An 18,150-nucleotide genomic window follows, 5' to 3' on the forward strand; every position below is an offset into this window, starting at 1 on the left:
AAATTTATCTATCTTTTAATTTTTAGGTAATCACTATGTCACAAGGTTCTATCATATCTGTTCAGCATCTCAACCACTACTTTGGCAAAGGCTCGTTACGAAAACAGGTTTTATTTGATGTTAGCTTGTCAATTCAATCTGGTGAAATTGTAATTTTAACTGGCCCTTCTGGCTCAGGTAAAACAACTTTATTAAGTCTAATGGCTGGTTTACGGAGTGTGCAAGAAGGTAGCGTGAAAGTTTTGGGAAGGGAAATATATCGAGCTAACAATCAAAAGCTATTACAACTACGCCGTCAAATTGGGTATATTTTCCAAAAACATAATTTAGTACCTTTTCTAACTGCTAGTCAAAATGTACAAATGACTATGGAATTAGCTCGAAATATGTCTCGGAAAGAAATGTGTAACCGAGCAGAAGCAATCTTGGAAATAGTAGGTTTGAATCACCGTATTCATTATTATCCTGAGCAACTTTCAGAAGGACAAAAACAACGTGTGGCGTTTGCACGAGCGCTAGTTACTCAACCTAAATTAATTCTTGCTGACGAACCAACAGCATCGCTAGATAAAAACAGTACTCATACAGTCGTTGAAATTTTAAAAGAATGCGCCAGATATCAAGGTTGTTCCATTCTTTTAATTACTCATGATAATCGCATCCTTGATATGGCTGACCGCATCATTTACATGGAAGATGGTCAGTTAAGAAATGATGTAAGTGCTGCTTAATAAGTAGAAGTTGTACTGACACCAAAGTTACCTTATTTCCCTCAATCTAAACTAACATTCACTTTGATTATAGGAGATATCTCATGATAACTACAGCAAGAATTTCTATCACAAGAATTTGTAATCCTAGCAAGCAAGAATTCTTAAATCTGTGGAAGCAAGGTCAAGCATTTATTATTAATGGTGTAGCTAACCAATGGGACGCTTATAAAAATTGGTCAAATAGCTATATAACAAATGTTTGTGGAGATAATCTTGTTACTGTTGAAACTTATAATCCAACATTCTTTCAAAATTACAACTTTGCTTCTGGTGATTATTATAATCATCCCAAGCAAATGAAGTTTAAAGACTATATTGATATAGTTAACGGTAATCAAAACGATGATAATATCTCGTACTATATGGCTCAGGTAGATTTCCATAAGTACTTTCCTGAACTCATTAAAGATATAGTTTATCCCGAATATTTTGCGAAGAATCTAAAAATAATGTATTTCTTTTTTGGTTTTTCTAACAAAAAATTTACTTCAACTACTTACTTGCACTTTGATGATATACATAACATTTTTGTGCAGATTCGGGGACGCAAAAGGTTTATTTTATTTCCACCATCCAATTATCTATCATTCTATCCACCGATTAAAGAGAATGCTTATTCACCTGCTTGGAGTAAAGTAAATCTTGTTACGCCAGACTTAAAATTATACCCTGAATTTCCTTGGCAAGACAAAATTGAGGTGATTCTAGAAGCCGGATAAATACTTTATATTCCACCTTTGTGGTGGCATCATGTTACAGCGTTAGAGGAAAATATTTCATTAACTTTTTGGTATCCTCCAAGTATCAAAGACCTAATTGTGCAGAAAAGATTTTTACCAACGTTATTGCAAATAGCACCTTATGTCATTCCTTATCAAATCAGACAAAAGTTCAAAAAATTATAAGGTCAAATAAAACTTGATTTATAGAGACTTTAACCGTAAGGTCTCTATTTACATATAACTAAAGTAAAGCTAAATTATCTATGACAATGTAGTTGCTTGGCATGGCCATACTAGCAGTAAATTTTTGATGCATATGTTCTTTAGCGTTCGTTTTATCCTGAAGGAGGAAAGTTTTATTTATTCGCTAACTGTCTGTTTTCTGCATAATTCTTGAGGATGCAACACTATTAAATAAAAAAATAATGTTTGCTCCAAATTAATAAGGTATTAGAAATGATTACAGAACTTGAGTCAGGAACTTTAATAAATAACCGTTATCAGATTCAGAAATTGCTTGGTAAGGGAGGATTTGGACGAACTTACCTAGCATTAGACAATCAGCGATTTGATGAACCTTGTGTTTTGAAAGAGTTTGTACCAACAGCATCAAAAGCAGAAAACCTACGGAAATCCCAGGATTTATTCGAGCGTGAAGCAAAAGTTTTATACCAGATTCAGCATCCTCAAGTCCCCAAATTTTTAGCTTGGTTTACAGATAACCAACGAATCTTTATCGTTCAGGAATATATTAACGGCAAAACTTATTCTGAAATTTTCTCAGAACGCCTGGTGCAGACAGGTCAGCCTTTTTCTGAAATAGAAGTGAGAACATGGCTGACAGATGTATTGCCAGTTTTAGACTATCTCCACGAACGTAAAATAATTCACAGAGATATTTCACTAGAGAATATCATGCTACCTGATAATCAATCTAAACCTGTGTTGATTGATTTTGGGACAGTTAAAGAAAATTACACGCAGATTCTGTCTACTGATTCTCTAAACTTTTATAACTCAATTCGTATTTCAGTAGTTGGAAAGTTTGGTTATTCTCCACCTGAGCAGTTACGTTTAGGATATTCCTATCCTTCTAGTGATATCTATGCACTTGGTGTTTGTACAGTAATTCTTTTAACTGGAAAAATGCCACATGCTCTCTTAGATGAATCACTAAATTGGCAATGGCGTTCTCAAATCAATGTAAGCGATGATTTTGCCAAAATTATCGAAAAAATGTTAGTAGAAGAACCAAATGCCCGCTTTCAGTCAGCTAAAGAAATTCTCCTTGTCTTGAATAATCTAGATAGTAGTTCATCTGTTTTACCTCGTTTTGAATTCAAAATCACATCTCCAACAAAGGCTATTAAAATTCGTAGAGAAAAAAAAGAAACTAATAAGGCATTAGAAGAATTATTAATTTTACAAAATTTAGAACGAAACCTGAGACAATCTAATAATATAAATGAAAATATTGGTCTAGAAAAACCTATTTATCTCAACTTAGATTTATCAGAGTATATAAAACAAAAATCGAGTGTAAATTCTGAGTCTTCTACTCATGCCTTGATTAAAAGTTCGACGATATTCACAAAAATTAATAATTTTCTAATGAAAATAACTACTAAAGAAGTAGCAGAAAATAATGACTGTAATAACAAAATTTATATTCAACTTAACATACATAAATTTCTGGAGAATTATTCGGTAACTAGTAATTTACAGCTTTTTGAACTTATCAAGAAAGAATATACTAACTTTGTTGGGCCAATTGCACAGCTAATTATTAATAACGTACTAGTAAGTTTTTCAGATTGTTCTACCAAACAAATTATTGAAATGTTAGCAGCAGAAATTCCTGAAAAATTAATGGCAGAACAGTTTCAAAAGCACATGTATAAGATAATTGAATCAAAATTGTATATTTTACAAACTACTGAATAAGTAGCTGTCATCAACTGTATGTCATAATAACTTTTGTAGGCGATCGCAGCTTTCAAAGGCGCTTTAAATCTACTCTTTTCCTTCAAAGACGCTATATGAAAGGAGATGGCGGAGGCGTTCGAGAAATTATTTAGGGCTTTATATATTTCTTAATGTTTGCTATTTACGATTATCTTTTCTAAAAATTACTTTTCAATTGCATAATTTTATAGATTAGATCCGTAATATATATTATAAGTAACTCTCCTAAATTTTTGAATGAATTTACTCATCTTAGTTATACATTAAAGTAGAAAAATGAACTTCTTAGTATTGGTAAACGAGCAGCAAAAAGAAGTACAAAATTTTGTTGATGAAAGTAACCTCAACCTAAATAAACATTTTGTCAGAAACATAATTAGTATTCGAGGTGCTAATTATTCCACTCAAGCTGTTGAAAAAACCGTAAATCAAAGCCATTCTTCCTTAAGAAAAAATGCAGGAGTGGCATTTCCCGTCGAAGTTAATTATCAAGAACGGTTAGTAGTTATTCAGGAAGTAAAGAGAACCTATTCACGTATTATTAACGTGGATGAAGTAATTCAAGCTATCCGTTCTGCTGTGTTGGAAGAACATGGATTGCAAATATATGCTGTAGTACTTCTAAAGGCAATTAGTCTCCCAAAAGACTCTGATGGAAAGATTGACCGTCAAACTTGCCAGAAAATTTTTCTGAATGCAAGTTTGGATGCAATACATACTTGGACAGTAAACCCTCAACAAGATTTGCAGCAACTACAGGCAGATGTAGATGCTTTGTTAGAAAACATACAAATGTCTATTCAACAGACACAGTTCAAAGTCTCTTAACTTCACTATTAATTACAAACTCCGTCCATTACTGGATTTATTATAAGGAAAAAGCAAATGATTACTAGCCTCAACAATTTTGCCAATAAAAATAATGTTAACTTTTCTACTTTAATAGACCTTTTAACCTATAGAGCGCATAATCAACCTGAGCAAACAGCTTATACTTTTCTTGTTGATGGAGAAACAGAAAGCGTTAACTTAACTTATCAAGAATTAGATCGAAAAGCACGCGCGATCGCTACTCAACTTCTGCAACAGGGAGTACCAGGTTCGCGGGCTTTGTTACTGTATCCACCTGGACTAGAATTTATCGCCGCCTTTTTTGGTTGTTTATATGCTGGTTTTGTCGCAGTTCCAGCTTATCCACCCCGACGCAATCAAAAAATGTCTAGGCTACAGGCGATTGTATCTGATGCTGAAGCGGTAGTAGCATTGACTACAGAATCTATATTGACAAGCATCTCGCCTCAATTAGCTGAAAATATTACATTGGCTGTGATACCCTGGATCGCAACTGATAGTATTAACATCAGTATAGTTGGAATTTGGCAGCATCCAAATGTCAATAGTGATACTTTGGCTTTTCTGCAATACACTTCGGGTTCTACTGGCACACCGAAAGGAGTAATGATTACCCACGGTAATTTATTGCATAATTCCCAACTAATCTATAACTTTTATCAACACACACCCCAAAGCCAAGGTGTAATTTGGCTGCCACCATACCACGATATGGGATTAATTGGCGGGGTTTTGCAACCGATATATGGTGGTTTTCCAGTAACACTGATGGCACCGGTTGCTATTCTGCAAAAGCCTTTCCGTTGGTTGCAGGCGATTTCTAATTACAAAGCAACTACGAGTGGAGGCCCAGATTTTGCTTATGACCTCGCCTGTCGCCAAATTACCCCCGAACAACTAGCAAGTCTTGATTTGAGTAGTTGGAAAGTTGCGTTTACAGGTGCTGAACCGATACGCGCCCAAACACTAGAACGTTTTGCCGAAACTTTTGCTCCTTGCGGTTTCCGGCACTCAGCTTTCTATCCTTGTTATGGGATGGCGGAAACGACTTTAATTGTATCTGGCGGTTTAACATCTGAAGTTCCAATTGTTCGTCATATTCAAACCACAGCTTTGTCACAAAACCAAGTCATAGATACTACTGCTGAAGCTGGCGGCAAAGCGATTGTTGGTTGCGGTAAAAGTAGCCCAGACCAAAAAGTATTGGTTGTAAATCCCGAATCATTTATGCCTTGTGCAGATGGACAGGTGGGAGAAGTTTGGGTATCAGGGCCTAGCGTTGCTCAAGGTTACTGGAATAATCCCGAACAAACAAAAAATACTTTTCATGCGTACCTTGCAGACAATACAACTGGCCCTTTTTTGCGAACTGGAGATTTAGGCTGTTTACAGGATGGTGAGTTGTTTATCACTGGTCGTCTCAAAGATTTAATTATTATCATGGGTCGCAACCATTATCCCCAAGATATTGAATTCACAATTGAAAATTGTCATCCAGCATTACGTCCTGCTAGTGGTGCAGCCTTTGCAGTTGAAATCAATAACTCAGAAAAGTTGGTCATAGTCCAAGAAGTCGAACGCTCTCATCTCCGCAAACTCAACGCTGATGAAGTCATAACAGAAATTCGTAAAGCCGTAGCCGAACACCATGACTTGCCAACTCATGCCATTGTCTTAATTAAAACCAACAGTTTACCCAAAACTTCTTCTGGCAAAGTGCGACGCAGTACCTGCCGAGCTGAGTTAGAAGCTGGTACTCTTGATATGGTTGCCCAGTGGAGTGCTGATGCTCCCAACAAGACCCAAGAATCAATTGCACTACAAGTAGAACAAACAGTAAACACCGAAGCGATCGCAGCTTGGTTAGTCGCAAAAGTTACTGAACAATTGCAATCTCCCCAGGAAATTAATATTGACGAACCGCTTGCACAATATGGTCTGGGTTCCTTGGCAGCCGTGAGAATTTCTGGAGAATTACAAGAATGGTTAGGACGGGAACTTTCACCGACGCTGTTATATGATTACCCTTCTATCGCTGTTCTGGCACAATATTTAGGTGATGGAGTGCCACAACCGAAGATAATAGCGCAACCGCAAACAGAAAATAATGCGATCGCGATCGTTGGTATTGGTTGCCGTTACCCTGGTGCTAATAACCCAGAAGCCTTTTGGCAATTACTCCGTAATGGTGTTGATGCCATTACTGAAGTACCTAAACAGCGATGGAATGTCAATACTTTCTATGACCCCAACCGCGCTACACCAGGCAAAATGAATACTCGTTGGGGTGGCTTTTTAGAGCAAGTAGACCAATTTGACACGCAATTTTTTGGCATCTCCCCACGTGAAGCAGAATCTCTCGACCCGCAACAGAGATTATTACTAGAAGTTAGCTGGGAAGCGCTAGAAAATGCAGCTTATCCACCAGATAAATTAGCAGGAACCAATACAGGTGTCTTTGTCGGGATTAGTAATTTTGATTACTCTCAGTTGCAATCCAAACAAATTACTGGATTAGATGCTTACACGGGTACAGGTAACGCTTTTAGCATCGCCGCTAACCGTATTTCCTATTTGTTAGATTTGCGCGGGCCGAGTTTGGCAGTAGATACAGCTTGTTCTTCATCCTTAGTTGCAGTTCACCAAGCTTGTCAAAGTCTGCGTCAGAGAGAATGCGAACTGGCCTTAGCTGCTGGTGTAAACTTAATTCTCACCCCACAATTGACGATTACATTTTCCCAAGCCGGGATGATGGCTAGTGATGGTCGTTGTAAAACTTTTGATGCCGATGCTGATGGTTATGTCCGGGGAGAAGGTTGTGGTGTAGTAGTTCTCAAGCGTCTTAGCGATGCTCGTCGGGATGGTGATAATATCCTGGCAGTGATTAAAGGTTCGGCAATTAATCAAGACGGACGCAGCAACGGACTGACAGCACCCAACGGCCCAGCTCAACAAGCAGTGATTCGGCAAGCGATGCAAAATGCAGGTGTGTCACCTGATGAAATCGGCTACATTGAAGCCCACGGTACTGGAACCTTTTTAGGCGATCCTATCGAAATCAATTCTTTAAAAGCTGTACTCACGCCAGGGCGATCGCCGGAAAATCCCTGTGTGATTGGTTCGGTCAAAACCAACATTGGACATTTAGAAGCAGCAGCGGGAATCGCTGGTTTAATTAAAACTGTACTATCGTTAGATCGCGAGGAAATTCCACCCCATCTGCACCTCAAACAAGTTAACCCCCACATTTCTTTGGCTGGAACGTTATCCATCCCCACTGCATGTGTACCTTGGCATCGAGGACATAAACGGCGCTTGGCTGGTATCTCTTCCTTTGGTTTTGGTGGTACTAATGCCCATGTAATTTTAGAAGAAGCACCTCTTCAAAAACAAACAGGCCGCGATGAACGGCAGATGCATCTTTTCACACTCTCTGCTAAAAGTGAAAATGCTTTGCACGATTTAGCACGAGATTATGAAAATTATCTTAGTAATAACCCTGATGCATCATTAGCAGATATTTGTTTTACGGCTAATACCGGACGTTCCCATTTCGAGCATCGCCTAGTTGCGATCGCTCAATCTAACATCCAATTACAAACGGGACTTGGTGCTTACACGGTTGGTAAAAAAACATCCCAGTTAGAAAGCGGTAAAATTAGCGGCAAAAAGCATCCCAAAATCGCCTTTTTGTTCACAGGTCAGGGTTCCCAATATCTAAATATGGGTCGCCAACTTTACGAAACTCAACCGACCTTCCGTGCTTGCATCGACCAATGCGATGAAATTTTGCGGTTACATTTAGATAAACCTCTGGCGTCGGTTTTGTATTCTGATGAAAGTAGCTGCATCGATGAAACTGCCTATACCCAACCAGCTATATTTGCTGTAGAGTACGCTTTGGCGCAATTATGGAAGTCTTGGGGTGTGGAACCAACAGCGGTAATTGGTCACAGTTTCGGTGAATATGTGGCTGCTTGCATTGCTGGAGTATTTAGTTTGGAAGTAGGACTGAAGCTAATTACTGAACGATCGCGCTTGATGCAAGAAATCAAGTCAATGGGTGCGATGGCTGTGGTGTTTGCCAATGAAGCGCAAGTGCAAGCTGTAATTGAATCTTACAGATCGGAACTTACGATATCTGCGGTTAATGCTCCTAATAATATTACCATCTCTGGTACGATCGCCAAAGTTGAAGCAGCGATCGCCCAATTCACAGCCCAAGGAATTGAGACTCGACGCTTGAATGTATCTCATGCTTTCCATTCTCCTTTAATGGATGAAATGCTTGATGCTTTTGAACAAGTAACAAGCCAAGTCAAATTTCAAGCACCACTGATTCCTTTAGTTTCCAATGTCACCGGGAATTTTCTACCAGCAGGACAAGTACCTGATGCCAAATACTGGCGATGCCATACGCGCCAAGCTGTAAGATTTATGGCAGGGTTGAATACTTTATTGGCAGAAGGTTACGAATTATTCATAGAAATTGGTGCTAAACCAGTTCTTTCTAGTCTGGGTAAACGTTGTCAGCAAAACGAAGATTCGGTTTGGTTGCCTTCTTTGACTGCAAAGCGAGATAATTGGCAAACATTATTGGAAAGTGTATCAGTATTGTATCTGCGAGGAGTAGATATTGACTGGACGGGATTTGAAAGCGATTATTCGCATCGGGTACTTCCAGTTCCTACTTATGCGTTTCAAAGAAAACGTTACTGGATTCAATCGCAAAATTCGGTTGACAGTACAGAAGTAAATCTCAATAGCAATGGTTCTAAACCTGTTGCTTCAGTTAATGATGATGCTAGAAGAACACCATCTCAAGCATTGGTAGAAAAAATGCTCAAACAACAACTACAGATTATGTCTCAGCAATTAGAAGTTTTGCGTAGTCATAATTTGTCCACAGACAAATTCTTGCTATTCCAGAATGGAATACGGTCAAGATAAGCCCACAACCCTCCACACGGGAGGGTTTCCAACGCCAATGCGGTCTTGGGGTCTTCCCACAGACCGCACTGGCTCATTAATCGCATCTCCTAAAACTAAACCGTATTGATTTATAACCAAATTTAGCGAAAAAAAGAACGGTAAGTTAGTGATTGCATAAATTAATTGACTTACCCCTATGAAAACATAGGCGATATATGGGACTTATTTTATTTTTGCGAAGCTAGGTACACATTTGTTCCTTCTTCCTTTTATATGAGGACTTACGCAAAATCATGAAAAAACGAACCACAGAGGGGGCAGAGGACACGGAGAAATAAGAGTTTCAGAGAACTCTTGCGTAAGTCCTATATATATAGCCCCTGGAAAAACTAATCAGATTAAATTCCAACCAAGCAATTGATGAAAAATCATGAATACATATACTCTTAACACTGATAATTCTTATTTTCAAGTTACCAGTCAACCCAATAAATGCCAAAAATTATTAGCAGAACTACGCACAATTATTGCAAATTTACTCAAATCCGATCCAGAAGATATTGATGTTCATGCTCCTTTTTTAGAAATGGGTGCTGATTCAATAGTGCTAATTGATGCCATTCGTCAAATTGAAAATACTTTTGGAATTAAAATTGCGATTCGTCAGTTATTTGAAGAACTAACAAACCTCAATGCGTTAGCAAACTATATTGATGAGAATATACAACAAGAACCTATCAAATCTCAAATTCAAGAACAACCCGAAATATTGCCCTCTCAAGCGTCAGAAACAACATCTGAAACATTAGTAGAAACCGTTCTTCGGCAGCAGTTTGAATTGATGTCCCAACAGTTGGAAATCTTGCGTAATTCAAGCTTATCAACAAATTTAAATTCTTCCCCTAGCCCACATAAAGAAGCGAAATTTGCCCATAACCCAGTAGAATTACACAAATCAACCGCAAAAAAAGATTTTCCCTCTTCTTTCTGGCGAGTTGAACAATCGTCAGCCAAAATCCTCACCCCACAACAGCAACAATATTTAGATTCTCTGATCGCCCGTTATACCAAACGTACAGCAAAATCCAAACAGCGATCGCAAACCTATCGTCCTGTCCTCGCCGACAGAAGGGCTTCTGTAGGATTTCGTCCCGAAACTAAAGAAATCCTCTATCCTATTGTTGGCGATCGTTCTCAAGGTTCAAAAATTTGGGATATTGATGGCAATGAGTATATAGATATTTCTATGGGTTTTGGCGTACATCTTTTTGGTCATGATGTTCCCTTTATTACAGAAGCTCTAGAAAATCAACTCAAGCAAGGCACGCAAATCGGCCCCCAATCTAAACTTGCTGGTGAGGTAGCAACTTTAATCTGCGAAATGACAGGAATGGAACGAGTCACTTTCTGTAATTCAGGTACAGAAGCGGCGATGACAGCGATGCGTATAGCCCGTGCAGCCACAGGTCGTGCCAAAATTGCTATTTTTAAAGGTGCTTATCACGGTCATTTTGATGGCACCTTAGCCATACCACAAACATCTGAGGATGGAAAATTACCAGCACACCCAATGGTTCCAGGGGTGCTGCAAAATATGGTTGATGATGTTTTGCTTCTGACTTATGGGGCTTCTGAATCGCTTGATATTATCAAAGCCAATGCTCATGAATTAGCAGCAGTTTTAGTTGAGCCTGTACAAAGCCGCAAACCCGATTTACAACCTAAAGAATTTCTGCAACAGTTGCGAGAGGTAACACAACAACTAGATATCACCTTGATTTTTGATGAAGTAATCACAGGTTTCCGTGTTCATCCCCGTGGAGCGCAAGCATGGTCTGGTGTTGATGCAGATATTGTCACCTATGGCAAGTTAATTGGTGGGGGAATGCCAATCGGGGTGATCGCTGGAAAAGCAGCTTATATGGACAAAATTGACGGTGGTATGTGGAACTATGGAGATGAATCTTATCCAGAAGTGGAAACGACATTTTTTGCTGGTACTTTCTCCAAACATCCTTTGACGATGGCAGCAACACGAGCCACACTCCTACACCTCAAAGCTGAAGGAGCTACCCTTCAGGAGCGATTGAATCAACGCACATCACAGTTAGCCGCAACACTCAATACTTACTTTGAACAAGAAAATATTCCTGTTCAGATAGTGCATTTTAGCTCGCTTTTTCGCTTTACTTTATCGGGAAATTCTAGCTATCTATATCAGCCTTTAGAAATGGATTTGCTGTATTACTCTTTAATTGCAAAAGGCGTTTATATTTGGGAAGGACGCACCTGTTTTCTATCTACTGCACATACAGATGAAGATGTAAATTATGTAATTCAATCAGTCCAAGATAGTGTACAAGAATTACGCACAGCAGGTTTTTTTCCCAAAAAGCTAAAATTATCCATAGTCCAAAAGCAGACATATAACACATCAGACAAATTGAGAAGTTCTGTAGCTTTGGAAACCCAAATTAAAAATGAATTAGAAGTAAAACCAGCATTCAAAATTCCCCTGAGTGATGCCCAAAAGCAGCTTTGGTTTTTAGCTCAAATTGGTGACAATGGGTCTTTAGCTTACAACATTTCCCTCAATATTCAATTACAGGGTACACTTCATCTAGCAGCCATGCGTCAAGCAGTGCAGCAAGTGATACAACGTAATGAGGCTCTACGTACAACTATCAGCAGTCAAGGCGATTTTCAAGAAATATTACCATCACTGCAAATAGACGTTCCTGTAATTGACTTTTCAAATTTAGAAGATGGCAACTTTCAACTAGCCGAGTGGTTGCAAAACGAAAGCCGCGAATCTTTTGACCTCACCAAGGGGCCTTTATTCCGCGTTCGGATTCTGAAATTAAAAGACCAATTGCATATATTAGTTGTTAGCGCCCATCACATTATTACTGATGGCTGGTCAATCAGCGTTATCTTGCAAGAAATGATTGCATTGTATTCAGCAACTTGTCAGGGTGATGTTTGCCAGCTAGAACCACCGATGCAATATAGTTCATATCTCGACTGGCATCGTCAATACTGTGAAACAGACGAGATGAAAGCTCATGAATCTTATTGGTTACAGAAGTTTGCCAGCCCAGTTCCAGTTTTAGACCTGCCCACTGACCGTCCTCGCCCACTAATCAAAACTTATCAAGGTGGCAGACAACAGTTACAGCTTGACAGTAGCTTAAGTGGTGCAATCAAACAATTCAGCAAGCAAAACGGTTGTACCCTATTTATGACGCTGCTGTCTGCATATTCTGTCTTACTCTATCGCTTAACCAACCAAGACGACATTACCATTGGTATTGTTGCTGCTGGACGCTCTCTTGAAGGCAGTGAGCGACTAGTTGGTTATTGCAGCCATATGCTACCGATACGCGGTCAAATTGTGGGCGATGCGACATTCGTCGAACATCTCAAAACTTGCAAAAGTTTGTTGTTGGATGCTTATGAGCATCAAGATTATCCTTTTGCTAAATTAATTGACAAACTGGGAGTAAAGGCTAGTAGCAGCATGTCTCCTTTGGTGAACGCCACCTTTAACCTGGAGCGCCCCGTAGACATTCCGCAAATGTATAATTTGTCAAGTAGCTTGTTACCTCAATCTATAAGTTTTGCTGACTACGATCTAGGCTTGAATGTGACTGAGATTGAAAACGAGTTACTGTTGGAATGTGATTATAATGCAGACTTGTTTGATGCTGCCACTATTGACCGTATACTTGGACATTACCAAACGTTATTGATGGCGATTATTGGCAGTTCCCAAACATCGCTCTCGCAATTATCCTTATTAACAGCAACTAAACGTTATCAAATACTGGTTGAGTGGAATAACACTCAAACCGACTATCCCCAAGATAAATGTATTCATCAAATATTTGAACAACAAGCACAATTAACTCCGAATGCTGTAGCAGTAGAATTTGCTGAAGAAAAACTGACATATCGAGAGCTAAATCAGCGTGCTAACCAATTAGCGCATTTCCTACAAAGTTTAGGTGTAAAACCAGAAGTCCTCGTGGGCATTTGCGTTGAACATTCTGTAGAAATGTTAGTAGCGATGCTGGGTGTTCTCAAAGCTGGTGGTGCTTACGTACCCCTAGACCCGGCTTATCCTCAAGAACGCTTGGCTCATATGCTAAGTGATTCTCAAGCCTCAGTGCTACTGACAAGTGCTGAATTAGAGAGTCAACTGCCTCCACACTCTGCAAAACTAGTACTATTGGATACGGATTGGCAAGTGATTTCTCGTCAATCAATCACGAATCCTGTTAGTGTTGTTGAGCCGACAAATTTAGCCTATGTGATTTATACTTCCGGTTCTACTGGCAAATCGAAGGGAGTACTAATTCCGCACCAAGCCTTAGTAAACCATAACTACGCCATAGCTAAAAATTATGAACTCAAAGCGAGCGATCGCGTCCTACAATTTGCAAGCTTTAGCTTTGATGTAGCTGCCGAGGAAATACTTCCTACTTGGTTAAGTGGAGCAACTTTGGTACTACGACCAAAGAAAATGCTTGCAGTGGCAGATTTTGTGCAATTTGTCAAAAAACAAGAATTGACTGTCCTAAACCTGCCAGTAGTATACTGGCAAGAGTGGGTTTCCCAAATGCCCCATATCAGCTGGGCAGAGAATGTACGTTTATTAGTTCTTGGTAGCGAAAGAGTCCCATTAGAGCGGTTTATTACTTGGCAACAGCAAGTAAGTAGCAACGTTAGTTGGCGAAACGCTTACGGTCCTACTGAAGCTACAATTACAGCTACAGTCTATGATTCCCAAGTGAGTTTAGAACATCAAACAGCTTCTTCACTGTTTATTGGTCATCCCATAGCTAATACTCAAATTTATATTCTCGACCATCATTTGCAACCAGTGCCTATCGGTGTTGCAGGTGAATTGCATATTGGTGGTAATGGTTTGGCACGAGGTTATCTTAACCGTCCAGAATTAACAGTCGAAAAGTTTATTTTCAACTCCTTTAGTGATGAACCGACAGCCCGCTTGTACAAAACAGGAGATTTAGCCCGCTACAAAAGCGATGGTACTATTGAATTTATCGGTCGAATTGATAACCAAGTGAAGATTCGCGGTTTCCGTATTGAATTAGGAGAAATCGAAGCAGCGCTGAGTCAACATCCACAAGTCAGAGAGTGTGTAGTTATAGCCAGCGATGACCAACTAGATAATCAGCGATTGCAAGCATACATTGTTTTTCATCAAGAGCAAAATGTAGATAGTAGCAAACTGCATCGCTTCCTCAAGCAAAAATTGCCTGAGTACATGTTACCCTCTACTTTCTTCCAAGTAGAAACCATACCCCTTACCCCTAACGGTAAAATCGATCGTCTTGCTCTAAATAGCTTGGGTGTGTTAATCAACAGTATTGAAGTGAATATGGTTTCACCCCGCAACCCTATCGAGGAGTTACTAGCTTCTATCTGGGCAGAAGTTCTAAACTTAAAACAAGTCGGTATCCACGATAATTTCTTTGAATTGGGAGGCAATTCGCTCTTAGCTATGCAACTTGTAAATCAGGTCAACGAAGCCTTCTTGATAGAGTTACCGTTGCGTAGTTTATTTGAATGCTCGACAATCGCTGAAATAAGCGAATTGGTACAGACTCACAAACTTGAACAAGTAGAAAGTGATGCTCTAGAACAAATTTTAGCTGAAGTTAATGAGTTAATGGATACAGAAATCGAACAAATGCTTGCCAACTTTTAGTAGGCTAAGGAATGAGGATTAAATAAGATCCAATAATTACGGATTTTATTAAATCCTCATTTCTTAGAGCTGATTCGTAAAGAAAATCTAAAGAGAACCAAATCTACCGTGACTAAGGTTATAGGCTAAATCGAGTGTAGTTATTTTCTTGTTGATGAGCCGTCTACCTGCGATTGAAAATCCGCGCCGCCAACTAGAGTGTTGACTCTAAGGGTTTTGAGGTGGTAAATTTTCATGCAATAAGTACGTAGCTTTATAAAAGTTAATGCAAGAGTTTAAAAGCCCAAACAGCCGATTAGCAAGATTGTTTCGCAATGGTCGAGACAATTGGAAAGAGAGACTCATATCTTGCACTTAGAAATAGTAATGTCAATTCCATGACTAAGTGCTAAGGGTCGAAGCCGTTCAATATCTAGTAACAATAAAGACAAGACTAAATGAGGTAAAAAAGTAGATAGTGCAAGGTAAGCAGCTTGACCCCAGTCCAAAGAATCAGGTAAACAGGATGAAAGATACGTCCAATATGCTAATAAATAGGCAGTAATGGACAAGACTAACCAACGATAAATTCCTAAAAGAGTACCTTGTCCAAATCTATTTAAACCAAAGCGATATTTAGCAGTTTTGAACCAACTTTCAATTTTCCAACGACGTTTACCCCACCAGGAAATAGTACTAGCTTTAAGAGGTTGTGTAGAAATAACATATCTTTTAACAAACTTACCATTATCGCATTTGAAGTAATACCAAGAAAGAGTGACAGGAAAATATAATCCAACAAGTCTAACCTGTTGCCCTCGATGATGTAGAAGTTTAACTGGATAACCACTAACCAACTTGCGATTACAACCAATACCAATAACAGCATGATATTTTAGCTTCCGAATATTGTTGATAAAATCTTTAGTCCCAAAAGCAGTATCAGCGAGAATTTTCACCCGAAATCGTTTGGTTAAATCTTTGGGTAAATGACGTACCATTCGCAATGCTATTTGAGACGGACTAGCTGTCCCTTTACCTCTCCAGACACGGAAATTCCAAGGGATACGCCATTGTCCAACTACCAAATATAAGACTACTATATGCAAACCTCGTTTGCCGTTGTAAACGGTTATTAGATTTTTAAATGCTTTAAACTGACCACATTTCTCTAAAGTTGTCAGGTCAACTATTACTTGTAGAAACGCCTTTCTCCCCAATGGACAATGACTGTTAACTTGCTCAATCGCCTGTTGACGAACATGACGAATTAGCTTACGAGTAGGCCATTTATAGGTATTTAAAAATCTACTTAAAGCGCTTTCAGATTTGGATTTGCTGTAGTGTGGCAAAGGTTTTCCATCTGCTGCCAGAAATAGCCCTAGCATCGCTTCCAAGTTGTCTCGTTGATAACGACTAGGCATCAATGCCAGAATCGTATACATTAGGGTATGGGCGTGGGCAGGAATGGTTTCCATCTTTCTTGCTGTTATTTATGTTATCTACGCCCTTTTCTCTCATTTTTTACGAACATATAAAAATATCTTTATGCAGATGACATTATTACCATCTTTGTATATGTCATTTGTATATATACTGCTACTAAATGTAGTTTATTATCTCAGTATATAAAGTAGAAGCTCCATTTTTAGATGTTACTTTTATTTTATTGTTCTTGGTTAATACTGATTGCTTTTATCAGGTGCAAGATATGAGTTTTAGCAATACTTTTGAGACAGGAAATGCCTACCTTGATGGAAAAAAATATAGATGCAACTTTAGATTTAGCGAAATCATTGAAAGACTTTGAAGCTCAGATTACTAAACTTTTAGAATTGACTAATGTTATTGTTTGGGATGGGCAACTATTAAAAGAAAGAGAACAAAAAATTAGAGATTCAGCGCTTATTTTAGCGGGTCAATGTATTGCCTTATTTTTATATAATCTTTCCCAATCTCAATCAGTTCTCGATACAGCAAAAACTCAAACTCAAGGCTGGTGGCATCCCAAAACCCAAAGACATGGTTTTCGGACTCGACAAATATTAACAATTGGGAATGTACTGGTTACTTTAAAATCACCGTATGTAGTAACTATCAACAAAAAAAAGGATAAAAATAAATCTTTTTGTGAAGGATTTTACCCATTTTTAATGTGCTTAGGAATGTCAGAGGGATTAACTCCATTGGTATGGTCTACAGTTGCCCAATATGGTGCAATCACTAGCTCATTTGAAGCCGCCTGCACAACTTTAACGGGTTGGGGAATTAACCTTAGTTTAAAACGAATTGAACGTAAAACACATATAAATTTGGTCAAATTGGGATCAACTTACGTCAATCTAAAATCTTAAATCTCCAATTAGGGAATTTAACTGAAGGTAATATTCTTAAAGGCCAAAGAGTTGTCATCGCCGTAGATGGTGAGTCCAGTCGGCGGTGTCGGTTTCCGTCCCGTCGAACTGGCGAACCCGAAGGGTGGTCGGAGTAGAATCCGAATTAATAAAAAGGGGAGAAAAAATTCCAAAACCAAGCGACACAGGTTTATCGGCAAATGGGTTGAGCCAAAGTTATTTACAATTTATGTTGTTGACGAGCAAGGTAAAAAAATAAATAATTCTGAAATTTCTATTACGAATGATGGCACTTATGAAGGATATAAAGCGCTTTTGGAGATTTGAGAAGCGGATTTAGTTGACTTGGGAATTAGTCAAGCAAAACAAGTCTTATTAATCGGGGATGGAGCGGAGTGGATCTGGATACATATTCCCCCAGTTTTGGCAAGATTAGGATGCCCAGTTGAAACTTATCAGCTATTCGATTTTTATCATGTTACAGAAAATATAAAAGTATTTGCAGACGCAGCTTTTAATGAAGAAGCACAGTCTAAAGAATGGTTTATTAAAGTTAGAAAGAGTTTAAAAAAAGGGAAAGCTAAATCCTTAATCAGCCAGATGGATGAGTTGATTGCTGTAGCTACTGGAGAGCGGTGTAAGATTATGGTGGCTAAACGAAATTATATTTTAGATGCTTATCGTAAAGGGCGTTTAAATTATGATAAAGCAATAGGTAAAAAACTCCCTATTGGCAGTGGGGCTTTTTGATTGTTTACAGCAATTTTCAGGTAAATAGACCACAGTGGTTGAACCAACCGAAGGCATCATCTTCGGTAATATAATTTACAGCCTCT

6 protein-coding genes and 2 pseudogenes are annotated in these 18,150 nt (G+C 38.7%); 7 read left to right on the forward strand and 1 reads right to left on the reverse strand.

The window, feature by feature from the left end:
- Positions 1-35: 35 nt before the first annotated feature.
- The 6 genes and pseudogenes from HWQ39_RS14300 to HWQ39_RS14325 all read left to right on the forward strand — a co-directional run bounded on the left by HWQ39_RS14300 (position 36) and on the right by HWQ39_RS14325 (position 14,981).
- On the forward strand, positions 36-731 hold the full coding sequence (locus tag HWQ39_RS14300; RefSeq protein WP_292845826.1) for a DevA family ABC transporter ATP-binding protein: 696 nt from the start codon (positions 36-38) through the stop codon (positions 729-731).
- Between the two features lie 83 nt (positions 732-814).
- Positions 815-1,678, forward strand: a pseudogene (locus HWQ39_RS14305) (cupin-like domain-containing protein).
- 273 nt (positions 1,679-1,951) lie between these two features.
- Complete coding sequence (locus tag HWQ39_RS14310) at positions 1,952-3,439, forward strand: serine/threonine-protein kinase (RefSeq protein WP_292845829.1); 1,488 nt, start codon at positions 1,952-1,954, stop codon at positions 3,437-3,439.
- Positions 3,440-3,736: 297 nt separating this feature from the next.
- Positions 3,737-4,288, forward strand: a complete 552-nt coding sequence (locus tag HWQ39_RS14315) for a hypothetical protein (RefSeq protein ID WP_292845832.1) — start codon at positions 3,737-3,739, stop codon at positions 4,286-4,288.
- A 57-nt stretch (positions 4,289-4,345) separates the two neighbouring features.
- Positions 4,346-9,262: a type I polyketide synthase gene (locus HWQ39_RS14320; RefSeq protein ID WP_292845834.1), complete on the forward strand. Its 4,917-nt coding sequence runs from the start codon at positions 4,346-4,348 to the stop codon at positions 9,260-9,262.
- A 412-nt stretch (positions 9,263-9,674) separates the two neighbouring features.
- Entirely contained in the window at positions 9,675-14,981 is a 5,307-nt protein-coding gene (locus HWQ39_RS14325; protein WP_292845837.1) for a non-ribosomal peptide synthetase, read from the forward strand.
- Positions 14,982-15,322: 341 nt separating this feature from the next.
- Here HWQ39_RS14325 and HWQ39_RS14330 read toward each other — a convergent pair whose 3' ends face one another.
- Positions 15,323-16,438, reverse strand: a complete 1,116-nt coding sequence (locus tag HWQ39_RS14330; RefSeq protein WP_292845840.1) for a transposase — start codon at positions 16,436-16,438, stop codon at positions 15,323-15,325.
- A 276-nt stretch (positions 16,439-16,714) separates the two neighbouring features.
- On the opposite strand from HWQ39_RS14330, the pseudogene HWQ39_RS14335 reads away from it, so the two are divergent.
- Positions 16,715-18,058 (forward strand): annotated as a pseudogene (locus HWQ39_RS14335) (ISLre2 family transposase); the annotation flags it as partial.
- Positions 18,059-18,150: the final 92 nt, after the last annotated feature.

Source organism: Nostoc sp. NMS8, from assembly GCF_017115045.1.
Lineage (GTDB): Bacteria > Cyanobacteriota > Cyanobacteriia > Cyanobacteriales > Nostocaceae > Nostoc.

Coding starts and splice junctions, on each gene's coding strand:
- HWQ39_RS14330 (WP_292845840.1), bottom strand. CDS start 16,438: ATGGAAACCATTCCTGCCCACGCCCATACCCTAATGTATACGATTCTG.
- HWQ39_RS14310 (WP_292845829.1), top strand. CDS start 1,952: ATGATTACAGAACTTGAGTCAGGAACTTTAATAAATAACCGTTATCAG.
- HWQ39_RS14315 (WP_292845832.1), top strand. CDS start 3,737: ATGAACTTCTTAGTATTGGTAAACGAGCAGCAAAAAGAAGTACAAAAT.
- HWQ39_RS14300 (WP_292845826.1), top strand. CDS start 36: ATGTCACAAGGTTCTATCATATCTGTTCAGCATCTCAACCACTACTTT.
- HWQ39_RS14325 (WP_292845837.1), top strand. CDS start 9,675: ATGAATACATATACTCTTAACACTGATAATTCTTATTTTCAAGTTACC.
- HWQ39_RS14320 (WP_292845834.1), top strand. CDS start 4,346: ATGATTACTAGCCTCAACAATTTTGCCAATAAAAATAATGTTAACTTT.